The following is a 24,991-nucleotide window of genomic DNA, read 5'->3' as shown; positions in this document are numbered from 1 at the left end:
CATAAAGGTCAAGGGCGGCTCTTTGTCTATTACTCATTACGTTATGGGAACTTAATACCCATAAGAAGCGTTCATCAGTTCTTGGAACTTATCCATTGTAATTACGTCTTCGCCAGTAGGGATGTTGATTTTGAATGCTGGCTTCTCGTTAATTTTGGTGTACGTGTTCGAACCGGTAAAGGCCAATTTCATTTCATCCTTGGTATCTGGTTGTTTGATCAACAGATCAGCAACCATTTTTTGATATACCGGGAAGTCTTGTTTGTCCAGAGCGAAATCAATGTGGAACTGGTTGATGGTCAACGTCTCTTTCAGTTTATCCAGATCTTTAGCCATTTCAGCTTGATCGGCTTCAGAGATTTTCAGATCCTCTTTGGCTTTATCGATATCCGCTTGATCCATTTGCAACATATCGCGGTATTCTTCTTTGGACAGAATATCCAGTACTTTTGGCAATGCTTTCGTTACCAGCACAGTAACTGCTTCTTTTACATTGTCATTATTGACCGAGAATTGTACAACTTGCTTGGCGTCTACACCCTCAGGAAGTTTTGCATCCTTCACATCTAGATTTTTGAAGTATTTATCCTGGTCATACTCGCTCAGCACTGCATCCATCACTTCGTTGCTCAACTTTTGCGTTTTGGCTGCATCCATAGCGTCTGGATTCCATTCCGTTCCCTCTTGCTCAGCTAGCTCTTTCAAATCAAGCTCAAGGAATTTACCAACAACCGTTTCTGGAATCGGGAAGAACGGAATGCTAGGCACTTTAACATAAAGCTTCTCAGTGGTCATAACCATAGGGATGTTAAAGGTCATGCCCATATCACCCTTGAGCTCGATACCAACCGTCATTTCGGTTTGCATTGGCTCACTTTGGTATACACCAGTTACATTCAACTGTGCATCCTTCAGCATGCTCATAAACTGAGTCATCGTTGGATCACCTTGTGATCCCTCTGCAGGTTTATAGCTCAATTCATTAATGGTAAAGTTGGAACTCATCTCATACGAAGTCAGTTTCGAAGCATTGGCTGCTGCCGTCTTCAATGCCTCTTTCGGTTCTTGCTTGCTACTACATGCTGTCAGTGCCATAGACACGGTTAACAGCAACGTAAGAAGAAGCGCCCCCATACGTTTAGTCATTTGTTTCTCTCCTCTCGTGATAACCCCAAAAAAATGATTCAATATCAATGATATACCATTTATTCTGAAACGGAAACACGATTTGGGAAAATTGTGATCTATCCTCAGTAAAATGGCTACAAAGACCTAGATCAACTTTGAATATTAACGGATTTCACTCTTGATATATGTACTAACACGCAAAAACCCCGGTAAGTTAACCGGAGTTCTAGGATATTATCTATGCACTATATGTTTTGAAGAGATCATTCATTTCAAGCTATCCTTGAGGGTTGTTATGGTCCACATGGTTTTGGTTTTTCACTTTTTTGGAACCCGATAACGGTTCCTGCATGGAAGAATGCTTATCCTTTTGCCTGTGCTGTTCAGAAGCCTGGGCTTCCGGTACAGGTGTTGCTTTCGGTTTGCTCATGCCAAGTTACCCCCTCTTCATTAATTTAGGAATGGGATGGGTCCATATCTTCCGTTTTATCATGATTCAACGAATCCTGGTGACGGCGGTCATTCGAGTCTTGCTGAATTTGCTGGGCATGATGGCTATTTACAGCTGTTTGCTCCAGATCAGCGACTACATTTTGCAGATTTTTATCTGTTCCAGCTTTGGCTTTACTCAATCAAATTCACTCCTCCAACATGGACTAATATTTTGTTCTGGATTGCAAAGACTGAGCGCATTCGTGAATATGCCTTGTATAATCTTGGGCCAATTCCTGAATGGGTTCTGTACGCTCATCTGTCGTCTGTCCATCCCGTTCCACATCAATTAGCTGCACATTGACCTCACGAGAGTCCACATATGCACATTTGAAATCGAATGAATACATCTGGTGCCCGGCTGTTGCAATGTGAATACGTATAGCCTGTTCATCTGCCTCGTCTGCCATAACTTGAGCCTGATCTCCAACGTTTAGAATTTCGGGCAATGTTTCCTGCCAAGCTCCTACAAGCTCTGCCTGATCGATGTTTAATTCGCGGTTCATCTTACCACCTCCACTTCTATAAAATGCGGCGATAAGGACGTTTTTATGCATTTCAGATGTATTGACATCAAATCATTCGCTATTATTAGATCCCTATAAACGCAAAAAAGGACCCGAGCTTATCGCTCGAATCCTTGTTATAAGTATGGTATGGCGGAGAGGGTGGGATTCGAACCCACGTGAGCTTGCACTCTAACGGTTTTCAAGACCGCCCCGTTATGACCGCTTCGGTACCTCTCCAAAGTTAAATCTTTTATAAAGTTTCAACAAAAAGTATCATACCATAGTTGGGTACCCGAAAGCAACCTTTTTTTGTATCCGTATTTTTCTTTATTACAAATTGGAATAAAATATGCCTATAACGAAAGCAAACCCGCCATGAATGACGGGCATACTTCTTACAGTCAGATCATATGGTAATTAGCCTCTGCCTAGGGACGACGTGCAATCACACTGGTTCCACCCATGTAAGGACGCAGTGCCTCAGGGATAACCACTGTTCCATCTTCTTGTTGGTAATTCTCCAAGATCGCCGCTACAGTACGCCCAACAGCCAATCCTGACCCGTTCAGTGTATGCACGAATTCCGGTTTGGCTTTCGGCTCTCTGCGGAAACGGATATTAGCACGGCGTGCCTGGAAGTCCTCACAGTTGGAACAAGAGGAAATCTCCCGATAGGTATTGCTCTCTGGCAACCACACTTCGATGTCATACGTTTTAGCTGAAGTGAAGCCCATATCTGCTGTGCATAACGTCAGGACACGGTAAGGAAGCCCCAGTAGTTGAAGCACACGCTCCGCATTCTGCGTCATTTTCTCCAATTCCTCATAAGAGGTTTCCGGAGAAGAAAGCTTTAACAATTCAACCTTATTGAATTGGTGCTGGCGAATCAACCCGCGTGTATCCCGTCCCGCAGAACCTGCTTCAGAACGGAAACAAGAGCTGTATGCTACATAGTGTTTAGGGAGTTGATCTGCACTTAGAATCTCTTCGCGATGATAGTTGGTTACCGGAACTTCTGCTGTAGGGATCAGATAATACTCGGTATCTTTCAACTTAAACAGGTCTTCTTCGAATTTGGGCAATTGGCCCGTTCCAAACAAGCTGTCACGATTGACGATATAAGGAGGTAGAATCTCTTCATATCCATGCTGGTCGCTATGTAGGTCCATCATGAAGTTGATCAAAGCACGTTCCAGACGTGCGCCAAGTCCTTTATAGAAGGTAAAACGGGAACCTGTTACTTTGGCAGCCGCTTCAAAATCAAGAATATCGAGATCCTGTGCGATTTCCCAGTGCGTTTTTGGTGCAAATGAAAATGACTTGGGCTCTTCCCAACGACGAATCTCCACATTATCCTCTTCGGACTTACCAACAGGTACGCTCTCATTCGGAATATTCGGGATGGCCATGGTCAGATCATTGATCTTCGCTTCCAGTTCACGCACTTCTTCATCCATCGCTTTGATCCGATCCGAGACTTCACGCATCTCAATAATCAGCTCATCTGCATTCTCACGATTTTTTTTAAGTTTGGCTACTTCGCCCGATACCGTATTCCGACGATTCTTCAGGTTTTCACTCTCTTGAAGCAACTCTCGACGCTTGGCATCCATCTCCGAGAATCCAGCGATTAGATCCAGCGATTTGCCACGGTTAGTCAACGCTTCTTCTACACGCGCATACTCATTCCGCAATATTTTTACATCAAGCACTACATACCCCTCCTAAATACCCCACAAAGTGAAACATTACAACAAGCTCATTCCACAACATTTGCGAAGCCCGTATAACTTCATTATTCCTCAATGATAAGAAAACAACCTATGGAACTCCGGTGACACCCTACGCTGCGTTTCCCGCTTTTGGAAGCAGACATGGGCAACATCAGGCATCCGACCGGACAGCGCCGTACCAGCAAGCTTTGCGAGCTTCTGGAGGACTGATCCGGTTCACCGACAGATCATAGGTTGTATATCCATCACTATTGATTCTGTACAGACTACTTATACGATCTAGCCATGTCTACAAAATAAGCATGCAGTCGATAATCATCCGTCAGTTCAGGATGATAGGAGCAAGCCAGCAGATGCCCCTGGCGTGCAGTTACAATCTCATCCTTGTAAGTGGAAAGAACCTCTACTTGGTCCCCCACACTCTCGATCAGGGGTGCCCGAATGAACACAGCCCTTACCGTTTCCTCAATACCTTTGACCGGCAGATCCGTTTCAAAGCTTTCTCTCTGTCGTCCAAAAGCATTTCTCGATACAGTCATATCCATGAGCTCCAAATGAGCTTCCTCTTGTCCTACGATGTGTTTAGCCATAACGATCAAACCAGCACAGGTACCGAATACCGGTTTACCCTCAGAAGCGAACGCCCGAATAGCATCCATAAAATCATATTTGCGCATCAGCTTGCCGATTGTAGTACTTTCTCCGCCGGGAAGGATGAGACCATCCAGATCCTCTAGTTGCTGAACCTGTTTAATAGAAACACCTTCCGCTCCAGCCCGTTCAATACTACGAATATGTTCGGTGACTGCCCCTTGAAGTGCTAAAACGCCGATCTTCATCTGCAAATCCCCTTCTCTTACCAGCCGCGGTCCTGCATGCGCTCGGAAGGTGCAAGTTTGGAAATCTCGATGCCTTTCATTGGAGCTCCAAGGTTTTTGGATACTTCAGCAATGAGTTTGTAATCTGTGTAATGTGTCGTTGCTTCTACAATGGCACGTGCGAACTTCTCCGGGCTTTCGGACTTGAAGATTCCTGAACCTACAAATACACCGTCAGCACCCAGATGCATCATCAGTGCAGCATCTGCAGGAGTAGCCACGCCGCCAGCTGCGAAGTTAACTACAGGCAATTTTCCATTTACATGTATATCAAGCAAAAGCTCATATGCAACACCAAGATTTTTGGCTTCTGCGTACAGCTCGTCCTTGGACATGTTAGTTACTTTACGAATTTGGCTATTGATAAAGCGCATGTGGCGCACAGCTTCAACAATATTACCTGTTCCCGGCTCACCTTTGGTACGAATCATGGAAGCTCCTTCACCGATCCGGCGCAGTGCTTCGCCCAAGTCTTTGGCTCCACATACAAATGGTACAGTGAACTCATGTTTATCGATATGGAATACTTCATCCGCAGGAGTCAGTACTTCACTCTCATCCAGGTAATCCACACCCAGTGATTCCAGTACCTTGGCTTCAACATAGTGTCCGATCCGTGCTTTGGCCATAACAGGAATCGTTACAACCTTCATCACTTCTTCCACAATGGTTGGATCAGCCATACGGGCTACTCCCCCTGCTGCACGAATATCAGAAGGAACACGCTCTAAAGCCATAACTGCTGTCGCACCTGCTGCTTCAGCAATTTTAGCTTGTTCGGCATTCATAACGTCCATGATGACGCCGCCTTTTTGCATTTCAGCCATACCTCTTTTAACGCGTGATGTTCCCGTTTCCATATTCCTAGCCCCCCATAATGTATGTGTCGTTCTTGGCTCTGAAAAAGCTAGATAACCCGCCTTTCCAAGCAGAAGAACAATAGACTTTTTCACTGAATCATACGTAGAATTCTAACTTGATATTTTACCGGAAAAATTGTAAATATACAATCTATTCCGTCGGAATAACCTGCAATTTGTCAGTGCTCCAACAACAATTCTATTAAAAATGTCGTTATTGTGGACCGAATTATCGAATTACCTATTTAGAAGAGGTTTTTGATGCCGTCAAACAGATCAACGAAGAAATCCTTTACAGCACGGAAGAATAGACGGAACCATCCACCCTTCTCCGCTTCTTCAGAAGTGATCAGATTCACTGTTTTCTCCTGAGGTTCAATCCCGTTAGCCTTATACGTATACGTTACCGTCCCTACCTTAGTGCCCGCCTTGATTGGAGCTACCAGCTTATCGGCCTCAGTTACACTCGCTTTGAACGTAACATCAAGGTTTTGAGTGCCTTTGGGAACTACAAAACTTACATCATTATCGGTTACGACAGGAACTGTTGTCTCCTTGCCTTTTTTCAAAGGTACAGCTTCCCATCCCGTTACTTTCGTTTTACCTGCAACAGTCTGTTTGACTTCAAAGTTGTTAAATCCGAAGTCCAGCACTTTTTTCGTTTCCCTGAAACGCGCAGACTCCGAATCAGTGCCCATAACCACACTAATCAGGCGCATACCATTACGTTCCGCTGTACCTGTGAAGTTATTGCCTGCATTCGTGGTGTGGCCTGTTTTCATTCCGTCCAGACCTTCATAAGCATAGCTTTTGAAATTGGTTATATTTTTATTCGCTTCCAACATCCAGTTATAGTTGATAATTGGAGCTTTATCATTGGGACGGAACTTATAGGATTGAATCGTGGTAAAATCTTTGTAGTCCGGGTGATCCATAATGATATATCTGCAAAGGATAGCTGCATCCCGAGCCGACATGACTATTTCTTTATCTTCAGCTGGACGGAAATCTGCAGGCATATCTGCACGATCCAGACCTGTGGAGTTAATGAAATAGCTGTCTTTCATTCCCATACGCTTCGCTTCATCATTCATCATCTTCACAAAAGCTTCTTCGGAGCCAGCGATGTGTTCAGCCAAAGCTACTGTAGCATCATTTGCAGAACCGACAGCCATAGCAATGTACAGGTCCTTAACCGTATGCTGGTCACCTTCCGCCAGGAAAATACGCGAGCCGACGCTTTGTGCAGCATTCTTTTTTACTGTAACCACTTCGTCCCAGCTGATTTTCCCCTGTTTGACTTGCTCAGCAACAATATACTCGGTCATCATTTTTGTCATACTCGCAGGCGGCATTGCTTTATCAGCATTGACAGACATCAAAATCTGGCCTGTTGAAGCTTCCATCAGCACTGCTGATCTAACCTCAAGTCCGAGCGATTTAACCCCAGGGATCTCCACGGCTTTCTCTGTCTTCTTCGTTGTTGCTGCAGCGGTCATAACCTGTCCCGAGTTATTCGCAGCCATAACTGGCATTACTGCAGACATGCAGAGCATATTAATGAGCATAACCGAGGCTACGCTTTTTTTGAGCATTTGACGTTTCTTTTTATTCATTTGTTTGGCTTTCAATGATGAATACTCCCTTCGATCCAAAGCATTATGTTATATGCTTCAGTGCAGCTTGTGCTGCAATTTTCTTGGTCCCTGACTTGTGTAAAGATGATGTGTGGAGATGTGTACTATATGCGCTGTATCGAAAGAGCAATATCCTTGCTCCTGAAGTCCATTATCGATTGTCACTTAATCAGCATTTGGCAAAATGCTTATGTAAAAAGGACGTCCGCGCTTCTTTCTAGCTGGGCACCCTTTTCTGGCAATCCAATTGCTTTCAAAACAATATTCATAGATTTACGCCAAAAATCCGCCGCAACACTCTAATCCATCAAAGGATCGTCACCGCTTGTTCTATTCTATCACAGGGGTATCCGCAAAAAAAGACAGGCCCAGCGAAAATCGCTAAGCCTGTCCTGGAAATGATTAACACCCTTCGGATTACAACGAGTAGTTAGGTGCTTCTTTGGTAATCTGTACATCATGCGGATGACTTTCACGAAGCCCCGCACCTGTAATACGGATAAACTGTGTGTCATTACGAAGATGATCCAAACTGCTTGTTCCACAATATCCCATGCCTGAACGCAAACCACCGAGCAACTGATGAATGGTATCAGACAACGGACCTTTGTAAGCAACGCGGCCCTCGATTCCTTCTGGAACCAGTTTCTTGTCATCATCCTGGAAGTAACGATCCTTACTTCCTTGTTTCATCGCAGCCATAGAACCCATACCACGGTAAACTTTGTAGCTACGTCCTTGGAAGATTTCCGTTTCTCCCGGGCTTTCTGCTGTACCAGCAAACAAACTTCCCAGCATAACGGCGTGAGCACCTGCAGCAAGAGCCTTAGTGATCTCACCCGAGTACTTGATGCCGCCGTCAGCGATGATTGGCACACCATATTCACGTGCTACACATGCGCAATCGTACACCGCTGTAACTTGAGGAACACCAATACCTGCAATTACACGAGTTGTACAGATCGAACCGGGACCAATTCCTACTTTGACAACGGACGCCCCTGCTTCGATCAGGTCACGAGTTGCATCACCAGTAGCTACATTACCCGCAACGATCGTCAGATTCGGGAAACGCTCACGCAGCTGACGTACAGCATCGATGATGTTAATGTGGTGTCCATGAGCCGAGTCTACTGTAATCAGGTCAACACCAGCTTGTACCAATGCATCAGCACGTTCAAAGGTATCTTTGGAAATACCGATTGCTGCACCAACCAGCAAACGTCCTTGTGCATCTTTAGCGGCGTTAGGGAATTGAATTGCTTTTTCGATATCTTTAATAGTAATGAGACCTTTCAGTGTATTGGACTCATCTACTAATGGGAGTTTCTCGATTTTATGTTTCTGGAGGATGCCTTCCGCTTCTTGCAGTGTAGTACCTACAGGAGCAGTAACCAAATTCTCACGAGTCATGACTTCGCTGATTTTAATGGAGAAGTCGTGGATGAAACGCAAATCACGATTGGTTAGGATACCTACAAGCTTTTGGTCGCCTTCAACAATGGGCACTCCGGAAATGCGATACTTCGCCATAACCGCTTCAGCATCAGAAACCAGATGTTCCGCTGTCAATGAGAACGGATTGGTAATAACACCACTCTCCGAACGCTTAACCCGATCCACTTCTTCTGCTTGCTGCTCCACAGACATATTCTTATGAATGATACCAATACCACCTTCACGGGCAATGGCAATAGCCAATGTCGCTTCGGTTACAGTATCCATACCTGCACTGATTAAAGGAATATTCAGTTTTACGCTGTCACTCAAACGAACAGATACATCCACTTCTTTAGGCAGTGTCTCGGATTTCCGTGGCACTAGCAGTACATCGTCGAAGGTTAAACCTTCCTTACCAAATTTATCTTCCCACACGCGGGTGTTCCTCCTTAAGTTTGCTCAGCTTTACGGTCCTAAAACCGAAGATCCCAGGCAGTTTTTATGCCGAAAATACGTTTTCTGAAAAATTTATTATTGCCATCTTAGCAAAGCGTTATTTAGACTGTCAAGGGAAAGTCCCTGGTTATATAAGGTGTGTTGCCTGCTGCATACAACTGTATTTCTTGTGCGGACAAGTTCAATATATAATAAAATACGCCATCTCGTTTAAAATGACGTTTATGTACATTAAGATTAAGATTACGATATGGAAGCTATTCGCTACATCTAAATCATATCTATTCATAAACAAATAAAAAACCACCACCGAATTACATCGGCAGTGGTTCTTTGCTTGGCGGCGTCCTACTCTCCCAGGACCCTGCGGTCCAAGTACCATCGGCGCTAGAGGGCTTAACGGTCGTGTTCGGGATGGGTACGTGTGGAACCCCTCCGCCATCGCCACCAAACGCATAGCTTATAGCTTACATTTCAGAGTATTTGTTCTCTGAAAACTAGATTCGAAACGAAATTTGCGTCTTACAACCTGCAATTGGATAAGCCCTCGACCGATTAGTACTGGTCAGCTCCATGCATTGCTGCACTTCCACCCCCAGCCTATCTACCTCGTCGTCTTCAAGGGGTCTTACATACTGGGAAATCTCATCTTGAGGGGGGCTTCACGCTTAGATGCTTTCAGCGCTTATCCCTTCCGTACATAGCTACCCAGCGGTGCTCCTGGCGGAACAACTGGTACACCAGCGGTACGTCCATCCCGGTCCTCTCGTACTAAGGACAGCTCCTCTCAAATTTCCTACGCCCACGACAGATAGGGACCGAACTGTCTCACGACGTTCTGAACCCAGCTCGCGTACCGCTTTAATGGGCGAACAGCCCAACCCTTGGGACCTACTTCAGCCCCAGGATGCGATGAGCCGACATCGAGGTGCCAAACCTCCCCGTCGATGTGGACTCTTGGGGGAGATAAGCCTGTTATCCCCAGGGTAGCTTTTATCCGTTGAGCGATGGCCCTTCCATGCGGTACCACCGGATCACTAAGCCCGACTTTCGTCCCTGCTCGACTTGTAGGTCTCGCAGTCAAGCTCCCTTATGCCTTTGCACTCTTCGAATGATTTCCAACCATTCTGAGGGAACCTTTGGGCGCCTCCGTTACTCTTTAGGAGGCGACCGCCCCAGTCAAACTGCCCACCTGACACTGTCCCCGCACCGGATTACGGTACCAGGTTAGAACCTAGATACGATCAGGGTGGTATCCCAACGGTGCCTCCACACAAGCTGGCGCTCATGCTTCAAAGGCTCCCACCTATCCTGTACAGATCGTACCCAAATTCAATATCAAGCTGCAGTAAAGCTCCATGGGGTCTTTCCGTCTTGTCGCGGGTAACCTGCATCTTCACAGGTATTAAAATTTCACCGGATCTCTCGTTGAGACAGCGCCCAAGTCGTTACGCCATTCGTGCGGGTCAGAATTTACCTGACAAGGAATTTCGCTACCTTAGGACCGTTATAGTTACGGCCGCCGTTTACTGGGGCTTCGGTTCACAGCTTCGGATTGCTCCTAACCACTCCCCTTAACCTTCCAGCACCGGGCAGGCGTCAGCCCGTATACTTCGCCTTACGGCTTCGCACAGACCTGTGTTTTTGCTAAACAGTCGCTTGGGCCTTTTCACTGCGGCCCCCTCGTGCTATTCACACTACCGGGGCACCCCTTCTCCCGAAGTTACGGGGTCATTTTGCCGAGTTCCTTAACGAGAGTTCTTCCGCGCGCCTTAGAATACTCTTCTCGCCTACCTGTGTCGGTTTGCGGTACGGGCACCATCACCTGGCTAGAGGCTTTTCTTGGCAGTGTGAGATCATGACCTTCGCTACTATAATTTTCGCTCCCCATCACAGCCCAGCCTTATCGATGTGCGGATTTGCCTACACATCAGCCTCACTGCTTAGACGGACATCCATCAGTCCGCGTCACTACCCTGCTGCGTCCCCCCATTGCTCATAACGGCTTACGGTGGTACAGGAATTTCGACCTGTTGTCCTTCGACTACGCCTTTCGGCCTCGCCTTAGGTCCCGACTTACCCTGAGCGGACGAGCCTTCCTCAGGAACCCTTAGGCTTTCGGCGGATCAGATTCTCACTGATCTTTTCGTTACTCATACCGGCATTCTCACTTGTATAATGTCCAGCGCTCCTTACGGTACACCTTCAACCCTTATACAACGCTCCCCTACCCCTGATGCAAAGCATCAAGCCATAGCTTCGGTGGTGTGTTTAGCCCCGTTACATTTTCGGCGCAGAGTCACTCGACCAGTGAGCTATTACGCACTCTTTCAATGGTGGCTGCTTCTAAGCCAACATCCTGGTTGTCTGGGCAACTCCACATCCTTTTCCACTTAACACACACTTGGGGACCTTAGCTGATGGTCTGGGCTGTTTCCCTTTTGACAATGGATCTTAGCACTCACTGTCTGACTCCCGGAAGTAAGTCTATGGCATTCGGAGTTTGACTGAGCTTGGTAACCCTTGCGGGCCCCGCACCCAATCAGTGCTCTACCTCCACGACTCTGTTTTCCGAGGCTAGCCCTAAAGCTATTTCGGGGAGAACCAGCTATCTCCGAGTTCGATTGGAATTTCTCCGCTACCCCCACCTCATCCCCGCATTTTTCAACATGCGTGGGTTCGGGCCTCCAGTGCGTGTTACCGCACCTTCACCCTGGACAGGGGTAGATCACCCGGTTTCGGGTCTACGTCCACGTACTAACTCGCCCTATTCAGACTCGCTTTCGCTGCGGCTCCGGCTCATCACCTTAACCTTGCACGGGAACGTAACTCGCCGGTTCATTCTACAAAAGGCACGCCATCACCCCTAAAACGGGCTCTGACTTTTTGTAAGCACACGGTTTCAGGTTCTATTTCACTCCCCTTCCGGGGTGCTTTTCACCTTTCCCTCACGGTACTGCTTCACTATCGGTCGCTAGGAAGTATTTAGCCTTGGCAGATGGTCCTGCCGGATTCATACGGGGTTTCACGTGCCCCGCACTACTCGGGATCCGTCTCGGAGAGAGCAGACTTTCAACTACAGGGCTTTTACCTTCTTTGGCGGGCCTTTCCAGACCTCTTCGCTTAATCGGCTCCTTTGTAACTCCATGTGAGACGTCCCACAACCCCAAAGAGCAAGCTCTCTGGTTTGGGCTTCTCCGCGTTCGCTCGCCGCTACTGACGGAATCACTATTGTTTTCTCTTCCTCAGGGTACTTAGATGTTTCAGTTCCCCTGGTATGCCTCTGCACAACCTATGTATTCAGTTGTGAGTAACTGGAAATTACCCCAGCTGGGTTTCCCCATTCGGACACCCCCGGATCAAAGCTTGCTTACAGCTCCCCGAGGCAGTTTCGTTGTTCGCCACGTCCTTCATCGGCTCCTAGCGCCTAGGCATCCTCCGTGTGCTCTTAGTAGCTTAACCATATCGCTCGTGTTCGAGCTGTCGCTCCGCTTGTTTTGGACTGCGTCCAACGCCAAAAGTCGCTCCATTTCGATCACTCGCTCATGCAATCTACCTTATAAACACTTCACTTGTTTACACAAGATCAGCTTAAAGGAATGTTCTAAATCGCAAAATTTCGTTTCAATATCTAGTTTTCAAAGAACAAGCTCCATGCAAAAGCAAGCTGTTTGAGAGTTTGAGCTCTCAAAACTGAGCAACGAGTGAGTTAAAAGCTTTACGAAGTAAAGCTCGCTTCGGAAGCATGCTTCCTGAAGACTTGGTTTTGAATGTTTCCACTCGGGAAACGATTCTCCATAGAAAGGAGGTGATCCAGCCGCACCTTCCGATACGGCTACCTTGTTACGACTTCACCCCAATCATCTATCCCACCTTCGGCGGCTGGCTCCTTGCGGTTACCCCACCGACTTCGGGTGTTATAAACTCTCGTGGTGTGACGGGCGGTGTGTACAAGACCCGGGAACGTATTCACCGCGGCATGCTGATCCGCGATTACTAGCAATTCCGACTTCATGCAGGCGAGTTGCAGCCTGCAATCCGAACTGAGACCGGCTTTGTTGGGATTCGCTCCATCTCGCGATTTCGCAGCCCGTTGTACCGGCCATTGTAGTACGTGTGTAGCCCAGGTCATAAGGGGCATGATGATTTGACGTCATCCCCACCTTCCTCCGGTTTGTCACCGGCAGTCTATCTAGAGTGCCCACCCGAAGTGCTGGCAACTAAATATAAGGGTTGCGCTCGTTGCGGGACTTAACCCAACATCTCACGACACGAGCTGACGACAACCATGCACCACCTGTCTCCTCTGTCCCGAAGGAAAGATACATCTCTGCATCGATCAGAGGGATGTCAAGACCTGGTAAGGTTCTTCGCGTTGCTTCGAATTAAACCACATACTCCACTGCTTGTGCGGGTCCCCGTCAATTCCTTTGAGTTTCAGTCTTGCGACCGTACTCCCCAGGCGGAGTGCTTAATGTGTTAACTTCGGCACCAAGGGTATCGAAACCCCTAACACCTAGCACTCATCGTTTACGGCGTGGACTACCAGGGTATCTAATCCTGTTTGCTCCCCACGCTTTCGCGCCTCAGCGTCAGTTACAGCCCAGAGAGTCGCCTTCGCCACTGGTGTTCCTCCACATATCTACGCATTTCACCGCTACACGTGGAATTCCACTCTCCTCTTCTGCACTCAAGTCACCCAGTTTCCAGTGCGATCCGGGGTTGAGCCCCGGGATTAAACACCAGACTTAAATGACCGCCTGCGCGCGCTTTACGCCCAATAATTCCGGACAACGCTTGCCCCCTACGTATTACCGCGGCTGCTGGCACGTAGTTAGCCGGGGCTTTCTTCTCAGGTACCGTCACTCCTTGAGCAGTTACTCTCAAGGACGTTCTTCCCTGGCAACAGAGCTTTACGATCCGAAAACCTTCATCACTCACGCGGCATTGCTCCGTCAGGCTTTCGCCCATTGCGGAAGATTCCCTACTGCTGCCTCCCGTAGGAGTCTGGGCCGTGTCTCAGTCCCAGTGTGGCCGATCACCCTCTCAGGTCGGCTACGCATCGTCGCCTTGGTGAGCCGTTACCTCACCAACTAGCTAATGCGCCGCAGGCCCATCCCCAAGTGACAGATTGCTCCGTCTTTCCAGTTTCCTTCAGGAGAAGAAAACAAGTATTCGGTATTAGCTACCGTTTCCGGTAGTTGTCCCAAGCTTGAGGGCAGGTTGCCTACGTGTTACTCACCCGTCCGCCGCTAAGTATCAAGGAAGCAAGCTTCCTATCCACTCCGCTCGACTTGCATGTATTAGGCATGCCGCCAGCGTTCGTCCTGAGCCAGGATCAAACTCTCCAATAAAGTATTGAAAAGAGCGATAAGCTCATTTTGAATCTGACGAGATTAAAAATCTCATTTGTGCTCCAGTCGATTCAAGCCAAGGCTTGTCTCAAACTTTCGCGTTCATTCTGCAAGCAGAATGTTTACTCACTCGTTGTTCAGTTTTCAAAGATCAAACTTGTTTTCGTTACTGTTTATCTTTCTCTTCAGTAACTTTTATATCATATCACTTCCGAACCAACTTTGCAAGCTCTTTTTTTAAGTTTCTTTCGAAGCTTCAATCATTTGCTTGCCGCACCGTGTATCTTGTGTTTTCTTGGCCGGAATTAGAATATACCATGTACAGTTTTTGAATGCAAGCTTTATTTTCAATAAATCTGTTAACTTCTTTGCCAACGTAATACGCTTATATATTTTGCTTTGCCAAATCCTATGCCCTCAACATTTTCCTTGAACGTGCAAATACATTCTCTTCAATTCAGAATGACTGCACGCCCTTTTCGCTATTTTCTCTTATGTTACTTCACTTTCTTCACAGGCATTTTTCGCGGCCACAAACTATAACTGAAACTGATTATAAAATCGATTCCCAGTATGATACCCCAAACCCTAATTAGGTTAGAGAAGGAGGCGGTACGTTCCGCATCACCAATCCACCAGATCATCACAAGCAGGAAAAGACTGCCTATACACCACGCCAATAGATGTCTCAGCCAGGCGCTGCGTTCACGACTCGCGTGTTCACTGCCGTATACCTTTTGGCTTCGAGGATTCTCCCCGCCCTTGAACCAATAGAGAAAATATCGATCTGCCCATGCGATCATTTGATGACCATATGCAATACTTACACCTATATATATTGCTGCGATCCCATGGACCAGACTTGCTGTAGCTCCTCGTTGAAGATCCATTACCGTAGCAACCAATAGGAGGACATCTACAATTGGCGTTGCCATTAATAACGCAATACCCGTTCGTTTCATTCCAAGCAGATAGCGCACACTCAAGCCGGCAATGACAAATACCCAGAAGGCGATCTCACATCCAATAATAAAATAGGCAATCAAATGGTCCACTCCTTAAATAGCACAAATGTATTATAATACAATTTAACACGTTTGTACTATAATAATCAACAATGATATACTACTTTCATGCCTAAAATAGTTGATCATGACAAACAGCGCCTGCTTGTTGCCGAAGCGGCTTGGCGCGTCATCCGGAGAGATGGCATGGAACAGGCCTCTGTTCGAAATATTGCTGATGAAGCCGGCATATCAGCTGGATCTATGCGTCATTACTTTTCAACCCAATCGGATTTGCTCTTGTTCGCAATGAATCTGGTATCCGAACGGGTATCGACACGAATTCAGCAAATGTCCTTCGATAGCTCTCACATGGATAATATGAAAAGTCTACTGCTTGAGTTTTTACCGAACACAGACGAAAAAATGGCCGAAATGGAGGTGTGGTACGCTTTTACAGCCAAATCCAAGACCGACCCTGCTCTCAAAAAGCTTGCCGACAAGGTCTATGATGAGCTCAGACAAGCAATCGCTTCTGTAATCACATACCTTATTAAGGTTGAACTTGCCCGGTCCAACCTAGACAAAGAATTGGAAATAGAACGGTTATATGCCCTCGTTGACGGTTTGGGTATTCATACAGTGCTCCGCCCCGACCAGATGAATGCTAAAATGATGGACGACGTACTTACCCTGCATCTTGCATCCTTATGCGATGGAGCAGAATAACATTCAGTAGTCTAACTGAAAGAAGATGGTAGTAGTTTGTACAGTCAAGTTCGAGCAACAGTCCATAAAACAAAAAAACCGCAGGACACTTAGATGTGACTAACCCCTTTCCATAATAGGGGCCATTCCTAAATGCCTGACGGTTTTTCTTTTATCCAATAATGATCCGGCCCTCCGGATGGCGATACAACTTCTTCTCTTTGCGTGGACGAAGCGCGTATGCAATGGTTAATGGTCCAATCCGTCCTATAAACATGGTAAAGGCAATAATGATTTTTCCATAATTGGTCAGTTCATGAGTTACTCCCACCGACAGACCCACTGTACCTATTGCAGAGGCAGCCTCAAACATCAGGGAGAGGAATGGTGCATCCTCAGTCGTAAGCAGGAGCATCACCACAATCATGAATATGATCAAGGAGACCATAATAATGGTCAATGCTCTCATGAGCAGTTCCTTGGGAACACGCTGACGGAAAAACACGATATCCTTATTGCCACGAATCATGGCATATACGGCTCCAATCATGATCAGGAACGTTGTCGTTTTGATTCCGCCCCCCGTTGAGCCCGGCGAAGCCCCAATAAACATCAACAGGATGAAGAAAAACTGAGTTGCCTGTCGCATCTGGGTAATATCAATCGTACTTGTTCCGGAAGAACGTGTAGAGACCGACTGGAAGAAAGCTGCGTATATCTTTTCACTCCAGCTGAGAGTAGCCAGGGTATGCCCATTGGTAAACTCGAAGACAAACAATACGATCGCACCAATCCCGATTAGCGAGCCTGACACGGATAACACCAGTTTGGACTGCAATGATAGACGGCGGCGTTTGCGGTATTCAAACAAGTCATTTAATACAACAAAACCAAGTCCGCCCGATATAACAAGCACAGAAGCCGTCAGGTTGAACAACCAATCCCCTGTATAATACTGAAAACTGTTGCTGAAGAGATCAAAGCCACCATTATTAAATAATGAAACGGAGTGAAAGGCGCCATAATATATCGCTTGTGCAAAAGGCATCTCCGTTGCCCAGCGCAACGCCAATATAACGGCAGCCACCCCCTCAATGGTGAATGAGAAGATCAGCACCTTGCGGATAATGCGTACAATGCCTTCCATACTGTCTGCATTAATAGCCTCTTTGAGCAGCAGCCTGTCCTTGAGTGAAATTCGTTTGCCTAGCACCAATGCAAACAAGGTTGCTATGGTCATGAAGCCAAGACCACCAAGCTGCATTAGCACCATAATCACGATCTGACCAAAAAGGTTAAAGGTCGTGCCTACATCCACAACAACCAAGCCGGTCACACATGCTGCAGAGGTCGACGTAAAGAGAGCGTCAATAAACGCCAAATGCTCACCACTTTGGTTGGAGATGGGCAGCATTAGCAAAATGGTACCCATCATGATAATAAGCAGAAAACCGCCAACCAGGATCAGTGGGGGGGATAGGAATTTAGCAAAGTGAAGCCTGAACTTCATGAAAGGCACCTCTTTTAACAAAGTACGAGCATGGTAAGCAACGATGAGATCTTGGGACGCTTTACATATGGCAGGAACATCACATTCTGACAGATCTATCACGTCGTAGCCTATGTAAACCTAAAGAGGAACTTGCCCAGCATCATACTAAAACTGATTGGCAGGTTCCTCTTCTATTATGAACGGTTGAAACGTTCCTTATTTAATCTTGTGCACGAGGACGCATGTGTGGGAAGAGCAGGACGTCACGAATCGATGGCGAGTTGGTCAGGAGCATGATCAAACGATCAACCCCGATTCCCAGTCCACCTGTTGGTGGCATACCATATTCAAGTGCACGGATGAAGTCATCATCCATCTCATGTGCTTCGTCGTTTCCATGTTCTTTCTCCAGCATCTGTGCTTCAAAGCGCTGACGCTGATCAATTGGATCATTCAGCTCTGTGAAGGCATTTGCGTGCTCACGTCCAACGATGAACAACTCGAAGCGGTCCGTGAAGCGTGGGTCCACATCACTCTTCTTCGCGAGCGGAGAGATTTCAAGCGGGTGTCCCATAATGAACGTTGGTTGAATCAACGTCTCTTCAACAAATTCCTCGAAGAATGCATTCAGGATATGACCAAAAGTCATATGTGGGTCAACCTTAACATTATGCTCTTTCGCCAAACGATGAGCTTCCTCGTCTGTCATGTGTACAGAGAAGTCCACGCCTACAACTTCCTTAACGGCATCCACCATCGTAACGCGGCGCCATTGCGGTGTAAGATCCACTTGATAATCTCCGTATTGGATAACTTGCGTACCGAGCACTTCCTGCGCAATATGAGCAACAAGATTCTCCGTCAAATGCATGATATCCTTGTAGTCGGCATAAGCCTCATAAAGTTCAATCATTGTAAATTCAGGATTGTGACGTGTTGACATACCTTCGTTCCGGTATACACGGCCAATCTCATATACTTTCTCCAGACCCCCAACGATCAAACGTTTCAGGTGAAGTTCAATTGCAATCCGCATGTACAATTCCATATCCAGCGCATTGTGATGCGTGATGAATGGACGTGCAGTGGCACCACCAGCAATGGTATGCAGCGTAGGAGTTTCCACTTCCAGATAGCCAAGGGAATCCAAGTAACGACGCATCGACTGAATGATTTTGGAGCGCATTATGAAGGTCTGTTGTACATCAGGACTCATAATCAAGTCAACATAGCGCTGGCGGTAACGCAGCTCTACATCTGTGAGACCATGATACTTATCCGGCAACGGGTAAAGCGACTTAGACAAAACTTCTAAATCTTTGACCTTAACGGAAGTTTCACCTGTTTTGGTCTTGAAGACCACACCGCTAACTCCAACAATATCCCCTAAATCAAGCAGGCTAAATGCCGCATACTTATCTTCGGGCACCGAGTCCTGACGAACATAGATCTGGATTCTGCCGCTCAGGTCCTGAATATGTGCAAAGCTAGCCTTACCCATTCCCCGCTTCGCCATAATCCGTCCGGCAATACTGACTTCGATATGCTTCTCTTCCAGCTCTTCCTTGGTCAGTTCTTCGTACTTCTTCAGAATGGAGCCGGCTTCTTCCGTACGTACGTATTTTTGGCCAAAAGGGTCGATCCCCAATTTGCGCAGCTCGTCCAATTTGTCACGGCGAATTTGCAAAAGCTCGCTAAGTTCGGTTTCCTGATTCAAGACTTCATCCGTCATGATCTATATTCATCTCCTTATTTACGTTGCAGACATCTTTAGCGGTGTTCATCCTCAAATGTTGAAAAAAGCTTCCCTAAGGAAGCTTTTGTCTCAGTGCCCGACTGCTTCATTGCTATATTACTTTTTTTGAATATCTACAATTTTATATTGAATTACGCCAGCAGGTACGCTTACATCAACAACTGTACCTCTTTTTTTACCCAGAATGGCTCTTCCAACAGGACTTTCATTCGATATTTTGTTCTGAAGCGGATTCGACTCCGCAGAACCTACGATCGTATATTCCGTGCTATCTCCGAATTCCAAATCTTCTACCGTGACTGTTGCACCCACGCTTACAACATCTGTATCAATCTCATCGCTGTTGATAATCCGCGCGTTCCGAAGCAATTTCTCCAAAGTGATGATACGGCCTTCAATAAAAGCCTGCTCGTTCTTTGCGTCTTCGTATTCGGAGTTTTCACTAATATCTCCATACCCGATGGCTACCTTAATCCGTTCAGCCACTTCGCGGCGCTTAACCGATTTTAGCATTTCCAGTTCTTCTTCCAGCTTTTTGAGTCCTTCTGGTGTAAGGATAACTTCCTTATCGCTCATCTCAACCGATTCTCCTGTCATGGGAATAATTTGATTACACGGCAACGGAACCAGTGCTGTTTACAGAGCCCCGCCCGTATACATATTCAAAACTATATGAAGTTCTCCGGAGAAACAGAACGTTCCTCCTGATGCACTAGCCTTATGACGCACATGGCGAATTTATACTGAGAAATTATAGGTGAACGGTCTCGAAAAGTCAATGTTACGTCCTATATAGCTGTAAACGTTTTAATTTTCTAGATCAGGATGCGTTTCCGGCGATTACCGGTTCAGACTCTAGATTACCTTCAATTTTTAGCTGACCCACAAAATTCTCCAGAATCTGTACCATCTCGTCACGTTTGGTTCCTTCCATAATAACGTCCTTGATGCGAGCAGATCCTTTCAGACCTTTCAGGTACCAAGCCAGGTGTTTGCGCATCTCACGTACAGCTACCGTTTCATTCTTCAATGCGATCAGGCGATCCATATGCAGGATGGCCACCCGAATCTTCTCTTCGCCATTCGGGTCAGGAAGCAATTCACCCGTGCTCAAGTATTGAATGGTACGATACAGCATCCATGGATTACCCAGAGCGGCACGGCCGATCATAACGCCGTCACAACCTGTTTCATCCAACATGCGACGGGCATCTTCAGGTGAAGATACATCTCCGTTCCCGATCACCGGGATGGAGACAGCCTCTTTTACATTTTTGATGTGTGACCAGTCCGCTGTACCTGTGTAGAGCTGCTCACGCGTACGGCCGTGTATACTTACCGCCTGTCCGCCAGCGCGTTCAACCGCAAGTGCGTTCTCAACCACGTAGATATGCTCGTTATCCCAACCGATACGCATCTTGACCGTCACCGGCTTCTCGACCGCGTCCACTACAGCGGATACCATCTCGTAGATTTTGTTCGGATCAAGCAACCACCGTGCACCTGCATCGCATTTCGTCACTTTTGGCACGGGGCATCCCATGTTGATGTCGATAATGTCTGCATTCGTTTCTTTGTCCACAATTTTGGCTGCTTCTACGAGTGAATCCCGATCTCCCCCAAAAATCTGAAGGCTCAGCGGTTTCTCGCGCTCATCTACAAACAACATCTCACGTGTACGCTGGTTGCCATGCACGATGGCTTTGCCACTCACCATCTCCGCACATACGAGGCCTGTGCCGAATTCTTTTGCGATCAGACGAAAGGCCGGGTTACATACGCCAGCCATAGGCGCAAGTACGACCTGGTTTTTCATTTCAATGCCACCAATTTTCAGCATGTTAGTCATTCCACTCCTTTGATATCCATAGGCTCTAGCATGAATCCTGGTGGTGTATAGTTCAGTATTGCTACATATTCTTTCATGTTCTATCTGTGCTGTATAAATCAACGATTAACGATCGATCGGTGTCTTTGTGGTTATGGCATGACAAAACGAAACGGCACTACTTGCCCTGCAACTCCTCGATACTGATCGCCAACACACCGGCAATCCGATCCAGTTCCTGCTGTGACACCTTGCGATTTCCCCGCTCAATGGTTCCCAGAATGGCCAGCGAGATGCCGGTCTCGGCAGCAAGTTCCTGTTGCGTTAAACCTTTCAGCTTCCGGAATGCCCGGATTCGATTGGCCAATTGCATGTTTTCCAAAGCTGTATTCCATCCTTTCCATCCAGTACAGACAACGATGAGTGTACAAAGGTATACAAATATGAATCCTCGCCCTCCGGTACGATATCCGACAACGGCACCAGCACAAAAGCCCGTTCACCCATACGCGGATGAGGCAATTGAAGCAATTCGGTATCCCGCATCTCCCCATCCATCCAGAGCAAATCCAGATCAACGGTGCGTGGGCCCCAGCGAATATCCCGGACCCGTCCGAGCCGGTTCTCAATATCCAATAATTCGGTGAGCAGCTGCTCAGGTGTAAGCATCGTCTGTACGGTTGCCGCCATATTCAGAAATGCAGGTTGGTCTACGTATCCTACAGGCTCCGTCTCATATAGCGCAGAACAGCGCAAGACAGATATATGAGGGTGTACTTCCAGTAACGTCAACGCTTCAAGCAGCGTCTGTTCCCGGTCACCCAAATTAGCCCCTAAAGCAATATAAGCCTCTGAAGATTCAGAGGTCGAATGTGCAATCATGATCGGTTCTCACTTTCTTGTGCGGCGAAGCTCTACCGTTACGCCCTCAAAATGAATATCGAACGGCGGATGCGGCTTCGTCACCTTGACTGTCAATGCATTGATAACAGTATAAGTGTCTAGTAAAGAAGATGCAATATGTTCGCCCAAAGCTTCAATTAACTGGAATGATTTATTCTCAACGATCTGTTTCACCAGTTCATGAATTTCTGCATAATTAATCGTCTTGGTCAGATCATCGTTACGTCCGGCCTCACCTAGATCCATATCAATCTCCAGATCAATATAATATCGCTGTCCGAGCTTCCGTTCCTCGGCAAAAACGCCATGATACCCGTAATACTCCATGCGGTGCAATACCATTCTATCCATAAGATCCGCCTGCCCTCTATATATATTGAAATGATGCTCTAATTGATATGTTCTTTCCCTTTTAAAAACGCTACGCTTCCACTGGACGGGTCATCTGGACCCGCCAGTATCATTTTCTCCGCAAGCCTGGAGAAGCATATAACATCGCATCACACATGTCCACCGTGCGCCGAATTGGCTTCACATCATGAACCCGTACCATCTGGCAGCCTTGGGCAATGCCGAATGCAACGGTTGCCGCCGTCCCCTCCAACGCATCACCAGCCTGCACCTGCAAGGTGTTCTGGATGAATCTTTTACGGGAGGTAGCGAGCAGGACGGGATATCCCATTTCATTGAGCAACCCGAGCGATGACATGAGCGCCAGATTTTCCTTCAGATTCTTCACAAAGCCAATGCCTGGGTCCAGAATAATCTGATCGGGATGAACACCCGCCTCCAGCGCGATCTGTACACTTTCCTGGAGATCACTGACCACATCACCCAGATAGTCCGTATAATCTCGTTCGTGCCGGTTATGCATCAGAATCAAAGGACACCCCAATTCCGCCGCAGTGCGTGCCATCTCCGGATCTGCCTTGGCGCCCCACACATCATTGATGATGTGCGCTCCAGCCTGAATGGCCTGACGAGCAACATTCGCCTTATAAGTGTCTACCGATATAGGAATATGCGGGGCTTGCTGTCGCAACGCTTCAATGACCGGGATAATCCGGCTGAGCTCTTCATCCGCGCTAACGGTTTCTGAACCCGGACGCGTAGACTCACCACCGATATCAATCAGATCAGCTCCATCGTCCATCATCTGTATTGCGTGGGCGACCGCCCGCTCCACGTTGGTGTAACGTCCCCCATCCGAGAAGGAATCTGGGGTAACGTTAAGAATGCCCATAATAAGTGTGCGTGTGCCAAGCCTTAGCTCTGCTGGCCCCCATGAATAATTCCGTTCATAGATGACTGGTGTAAGTGTCATGAAGTATACCCCGCTTTCTGCCGGTACATACTCAGAAGTACTGCTGTAACCGGGCCTATATGTCGACTGCTGATTATCGTTTCCGTTCCAGCCTGATCTCGCAAGGTGGTAACAGGAACAAGTTCCGCAACAGAGCCTGTCAAAAATATTTCGTCTGCGTGCAACAGATCCTCCCACAAGAACAACCCTTCCTGACAAGTAATCCCCTGCTGAGCTGCCAGCTCCAGTACAACCGCTCTGGTGATTCCCGGCAAAATACCTGTCGCAAGCGCTGGCGTATTGAGCACAGCCTGTCTCACCCAGAACACATTGCTGACAATCCCCTCTGCAACATGACCATCTCGGGTTAACTGCAATCCTTCTGCCCCTTGCACAGGTTCCCCGTACCTATTCAGCTCACGTTTCGCCAGAATGCTGTTCATGTAATGCAGCGATTTGAAACGCACTTCTCCTTCAGGCGTGTTACGAGGTGTAGACAGCCGTTGAAGCATTTTACCATGCTCGTATAGAGATGGAGAGGGTTCGGGTAATGCTTTTGCCAATACGATGTGATTGGGTTTCACATAATCCCCCGAAGGCAGGCCGAGCGGCGCATCACCCGCCGATACGGTATAACGCACATATGCATCCTGAAGTTCATTCGCTTGCAACAGGCGTTTGATCCATTCCGTTACTTCTGCCACTGTTGTATTGAACGGAATGCCCAGTTCACGGCATCCTGAAGCCATTCTCTCCAAATGTCGATCCAGCAGAAAAGGAACCCCCTGATACGTCCGAAATGTCTCGAACAATCCTAGTCCGTACAAAAAGCCGTGATCCGTTACCGGAACCACGGCTGCCGCTATATTGACCAATTCTCCGTTTATCGCGGCATATTTCATCGTTATACCTTGACCTGCTGAGACAGGAAGTTGCGAAGCATCTGGTGACCGTGGTCTGTAATAATGGATTCCGGATGGAACTGAACTCCTTCAATGGCATATTCTTTATGACGCAGGCCCATAATCTCACCTTCTGCTGTCTCTGCTGTAATCTCCAGACAGTCGGGCAAGCTGCTGCGCTCCACAATCAGGGAGTGATAACGAGTAGCTGTAAATGGGGATGACAATCCGGCAAATACCGATGTTCCATTATGGTGCATCTCGGATGTTTTGCCGTGCATCATGCGCTCTGCACGAATGACATTGCCGCCAAACGCTTGTCCAATGGCCTGATGTCCCAGACATACACCAAAGATCGGAATGCTTCCCTTGAAATGATCGATGACTGCCAGGCTGATGCCCGCTTCATTCGGAGTGCAAGGACCCGGTGAGATCAGAATATGATCAGGTGCCAATGCCTCGATGCCTGCCAGATCAATCTCATCATTGCGGTGAACTTCCACCGTCTCTCCCAGTTCACCCAAATATTGAACCAGGTTGTACGTGAAGGAATCGTAATTATCGATAACCAGTATCATATGCCTGCTCCTCCTCATCTTCCGTCAACG

Annotated in this window: 21 protein-coding genes, 1 tRNA gene and 3 rRNA genes; 1 reads left to right on the top strand and 24 read right to left on the bottom strand. The window is 47.2% G+C overall.

Features of this window, described 5'->3' with window-relative positions:
• Window positions 1-51: 51 nt before the first annotated feature.
• The 14 genes from ACR32F_RS00470 to ACR32F_RS00405 all read right to left on the bottom strand — a co-directional run bounded on the left by ACR32F_RS00470 (window position 52) and on the right by ACR32F_RS00405 (window position 15,542).
• Window positions 52-1,146: a hypothetical protein gene (locus ACR32F_RS00470; RefSeq protein WP_440115167.1), complete on the bottom strand. Its 1,095-nt coding sequence runs from the start codon at window positions 1,144-1,146 to the stop codon at window positions 52-54.
• Window positions 1,147-1,405: 259 nt separating this feature from the next.
• Window positions 1,406-1,558: a small acid-soluble spore protein P gene (locus ACR32F_RS00465; RefSeq protein WP_440115165.1), complete on the bottom strand. Its 153-nt coding sequence runs from the start codon at window positions 1,556-1,558 to the stop codon at window positions 1,406-1,408.
• Window positions 1,559-1,583: 25 nt separating this feature from the next.
• Window positions 1,584-1,760, bottom strand: coding sequence for a hypothetical protein (locus ACR32F_RS00460; protein ID WP_440115163.1), 177 nt, complete (start codon window positions 1,758-1,760; stop codon window positions 1,584-1,586).
• 24 nt (window positions 1,761-1,784) lie between these two features.
• Entirely contained in the window at window positions 1,785-2,126 is a 342-nt protein-coding gene (locus ACR32F_RS00455) for a hypothetical protein (protein WP_440115161.1), read from the bottom strand.
• Window positions 2,127-2,277: 151 nt separating this feature from the next.
• Window positions 2,278-2,366: transfer RNA gene (locus ACR32F_RS00450), tRNA-Ser, on the bottom strand.
• Window positions 2,367-2,557: 191 nt separating this feature from the next.
• On the bottom strand, window positions 2,558-3,841 hold the full coding sequence (serS, locus tag ACR32F_RS00445; RefSeq protein WP_440115159.1) for a serine--tRNA ligase: 1,284 nt from the start codon (window positions 3,839-3,841) through the stop codon (window positions 2,558-2,560).
• Between the two features lie 287 nt (window positions 3,842-4,128).
• Window positions 4,129-4,701: a pyridoxal 5'-phosphate synthase glutaminase subunit PdxT gene (gene pdxT, locus ACR32F_RS00440; RefSeq protein WP_440115157.1), complete on the bottom strand. Its 573-nt coding sequence runs from the start codon at window positions 4,699-4,701 to the stop codon at window positions 4,129-4,131.
• A 17-nt stretch (window positions 4,702-4,718) separates the two neighbouring features.
• Complete coding sequence (pdxS, locus tag ACR32F_RS00435) at window positions 4,719-5,600, bottom strand: pyridoxal 5'-phosphate synthase lyase subunit PdxS (protein ID WP_440115155.1); 882 nt, start codon at window positions 5,598-5,600, stop codon at window positions 4,719-4,721.
• A 245-nt stretch (window positions 5,601-5,845) separates the two neighbouring features.
• Window positions 5,846-7,231 (bottom strand): D-alanyl-D-alanine carboxypeptidase family protein, encoded by a 1,386-nt coding sequence (locus ACR32F_RS00430; protein ID WP_440115153.1) that lies wholly within the window; start codon window positions 7,229-7,231, stop codon window positions 5,846-5,848.
• Between the two features lie 423 nt (window positions 7,232-7,654).
• A complete protein-coding gene (gene guaB, locus ACR32F_RS00425) occupies window positions 7,655-9,112 on the bottom strand; it encodes an IMP dehydrogenase (protein WP_440115151.1) in 1,458 nt (485 codons plus the stop codon).
• A gap of 356 nt (window positions 9,113-9,468) precedes the next feature.
• A 5S ribosomal RNA gene (gene rrf / locus ACR32F_RS00420) occupies window positions 9,469-9,585 on the bottom strand.
• A gap of 83 nt (window positions 9,586-9,668) precedes the next feature.
• Window positions 9,669-12,595: ribosomal RNA gene (locus ACR32F_RS00415) — 23S ribosomal RNA — on the bottom strand.
• A 339-nt stretch (window positions 12,596-12,934) separates the two neighbouring features.
• A 16S ribosomal RNA gene (locus ACR32F_RS00410) occupies window positions 12,935-14,487 on the bottom strand.
• The 16S, 23S and 5S rRNA genes sit together here, the layout of an rRNA operon.
• A 497-nt stretch (window positions 14,488-14,984) precedes the next feature.
• Window positions 14,985-15,542, bottom strand: coding sequence for a hypothetical protein (locus ACR32F_RS00405; RefSeq protein WP_440115149.1), 558 nt, complete (start codon window positions 15,540-15,542; stop codon window positions 14,985-14,987).
• A 78-nt stretch (window positions 15,543-15,620) separates the two neighbouring features.
• Here ACR32F_RS00405 and ACR32F_RS00400 point away from each other — a divergent pair, with 78 nt between their 5' ends.
• Window positions 15,621-16,220 carry a TetR/AcrR family transcriptional regulator gene (locus ACR32F_RS00400; protein WP_440115147.1) on the top strand — a complete coding sequence of 200 codons (600 nt, stop codon included), beginning with the start codon at window positions 15,621-15,623 and terminating at the stop codon, window positions 16,218-16,220.
• A 151-nt stretch (window positions 16,221-16,371) separates the two neighbouring features.
• On the opposite strand, the gene ACR32F_RS00395 is transcribed toward ACR32F_RS00400, so the two are convergent.
• The 10 genes from ACR32F_RS00395 to pabA form a co-directional block, all read right to left on the bottom strand.
• Window positions 16,372-17,709, bottom strand: a complete 1,338-nt coding sequence (locus ACR32F_RS00395) for a TrkH family potassium uptake protein (RefSeq protein WP_440115145.1) — start codon at window positions 17,707-17,709, stop codon at window positions 16,372-16,374.
• A gap of 202 nt (window positions 17,710-17,911) precedes the next feature.
• The gene (gene lysS, locus ACR32F_RS00390; RefSeq protein ID WP_440115143.1) at window positions 17,912-19,423 is read right to left on the bottom strand and encodes a lysine--tRNA ligase; all 1,512 of its coding nucleotides are present in this window, start codon (window positions 19,421-19,423) and stop codon (window positions 17,912-17,914) included.
• A 120-nt stretch (window positions 19,424-19,543) separates the two neighbouring features.
• Window positions 19,544-20,023, bottom strand: coding sequence for a transcription elongation factor GreA (greA, locus tag ACR32F_RS00385; RefSeq protein WP_440115141.1), 480 nt, complete (start codon window positions 20,021-20,023; stop codon window positions 19,544-19,546).
• 244 nt (window positions 20,024-20,267) lie between these two features.
• Window positions 20,268-21,287 carry a tRNA dihydrouridine synthase DusB gene (gene dusB / locus ACR32F_RS00380; RefSeq protein ID WP_440115139.1) on the bottom strand — a complete coding sequence of 340 codons (1,020 nt, stop codon included), beginning with the start codon at window positions 21,285-21,287 and terminating at the stop codon, window positions 20,268-20,270.
• Window positions 21,288-21,453: 166 nt separating this feature from the next.
• The gene (locus tag ACR32F_RS00375) at window positions 21,454-21,657 is read right to left on the bottom strand and encodes a helix-turn-helix domain-containing protein (protein WP_440115137.1); all 204 of its coding nucleotides are present in this window, start codon (window positions 21,655-21,657) and stop codon (window positions 21,454-21,456) included.
• Window positions 21,609-22,157 (bottom strand): 2-amino-4-hydroxy-6-hydroxymethyldihydropteridine diphosphokinase, encoded by a 549-nt coding sequence (folK, locus tag ACR32F_RS00370; protein ID WP_440115135.1) that lies wholly within the window; start codon window positions 22,155-22,157, stop codon window positions 21,609-21,611. Before folK ends, ACR32F_RS00375 begins: the two co-directional genes overlap by 49 nt.
• A gap of 9 nt (window positions 22,158-22,166) precedes the next feature.
• On the bottom strand, window positions 22,167-22,529 hold the full coding sequence (gene folB, locus ACR32F_RS00365) for a dihydroneopterin aldolase (protein ID WP_105406350.1): 363 nt from the start codon (window positions 22,527-22,529) through the stop codon (window positions 22,167-22,169).
• Between the two features lie 109 nt (window positions 22,530-22,638).
• A complete protein-coding gene (gene folP, locus ACR32F_RS00360; RefSeq protein WP_440115133.1) occupies window positions 22,639-23,502 on the bottom strand; it encodes a dihydropteroate synthase in 864 nt (287 codons plus the stop codon).
• Window positions 23,499-24,383: an aminotransferase class IV gene (locus tag ACR32F_RS00355; RefSeq protein ID WP_440115131.1), complete on the bottom strand. Its 885-nt coding sequence runs from the start codon at window positions 24,381-24,383 to the stop codon at window positions 23,499-23,501. The genes folP and ACR32F_RS00355 overlap by 4 nt, the downstream gene beginning before the upstream one ends.
• Before the next feature lie 2 nt (window positions 24,384-24,385).
• The gene (gene pabA, locus ACR32F_RS00350; RefSeq protein WP_440115129.1) at window positions 24,386-24,961 is read right to left on the bottom strand and encodes an aminodeoxychorismate/anthranilate synthase component II; all 576 of its coding nucleotides are present in this window, start codon (window positions 24,959-24,961) and stop codon (window positions 24,386-24,388) included.
• Window positions 24,962-24,991 lie beyond the last annotated feature (30 nt).

The sequence above is a fragment of the Paenibacillus hebaui genome, from assembly GCF_051934385.1.
In the GTDB taxonomy this organism is placed as follows: Bacteria; Bacillota; Bacilli; order Paenibacillales; family Paenibacillaceae; genus Paenibacillus.
Note: the sequence above shows the minus strand (reverse complement) of the source record. Positions and strands in the feature narration are given on the sequence as shown.

Bases quoted from the DNA above. Each gene is read 5' to 3' on its own strand.
- ACR32F_RS00355 (WP_440115131.1), bottom strand. From the start codon at position 24,383: ATGAAATATGCCGCGATAAACGGAGAATTGGTCAATATAGCGGCAGCC.
- dusB (WP_440115139.1), bottom strand. From the start codon at position 21,287: ATGCTGAAAATTGGTGGCATTGAAATGAAAAACCAGGTCGTACTTGCG.
- ACR32F_RS00465 (WP_440115165.1), bottom strand. From the start codon at position 1,558: ATGAGCAAACCGAAAGCAACACCTGTACCGGAAGCCCAGGCTTCTGAA.
- folP (WP_440115133.1), bottom strand. From the start codon at position 23,502: ATGACACTTACACCAGTCATCTATGAACGGAATTATTCATGGGGGCCA.
- ACR32F_RS00470 (WP_440115167.1), bottom strand. From the start codon at position 1,146: ATGACTAAACGTATGGGGGCGCTTCTTCTTACGTTGCTGTTAACCGTG.
- greA (WP_440115141.1), bottom strand. From the start codon at position 20,023: ATGAGCGATAAGGAAGTTATCCTTACACCAGAAGGACTCAAAAAGCTG.
- lysS (WP_440115143.1), bottom strand. From the start codon at position 19,423: ATGACGGATGAAGTCTTGAATCAGGAAACCGAACTTAGCGAGCTTTTG.
- folK (WP_440115135.1), bottom strand. From the start codon at position 22,157: ATGATTGCACATTCGACCTCTGAATCTTCAGAGGCTTATATTGCTTTA.
- folB (WP_105406350.1), bottom strand. From the start codon at position 22,529: ATGGATAGAATGGTATTGCACCGCATGGAGTATTACGGGTATCATGGC.
- ACR32F_RS00395 (WP_440115145.1), bottom strand. From the start codon at position 17,709: ATGAAGTTCAGGCTTCACTTTGCTAAATTCCTATCCCCCCCACTGATC.
- ACR32F_RS00400 (WP_440115147.1), top strand. From the start codon at position 15,621: ATGCCTAAAATAGTTGATCATGACAAACAGCGCCTGCTTGTTGCCGAA.
- ACR32F_RS00455 (WP_440115161.1), bottom strand. From the start codon at position 2,126: ATGAACCGCGAATTAAACATCGATCAGGCAGAGCTTGTAGGAGCTTGG.
- pdxT (WP_440115157.1), bottom strand. From the start codon at position 4,701: ATGAAGATCGGCGTTTTAGCACTTCAAGGGGCAGTCACCGAACATATT.
- pdxS (WP_440115155.1), bottom strand. From the start codon at position 5,600: ATGGAAACGGGAACATCACGCGTTAAAAGAGGTATGGCTGAAATGCAA.
- pabA (WP_440115129.1), bottom strand. From the start codon at position 24,961: ATGATACTGGTTATCGATAATTACGATTCCTTCACGTACAACCTGGTT.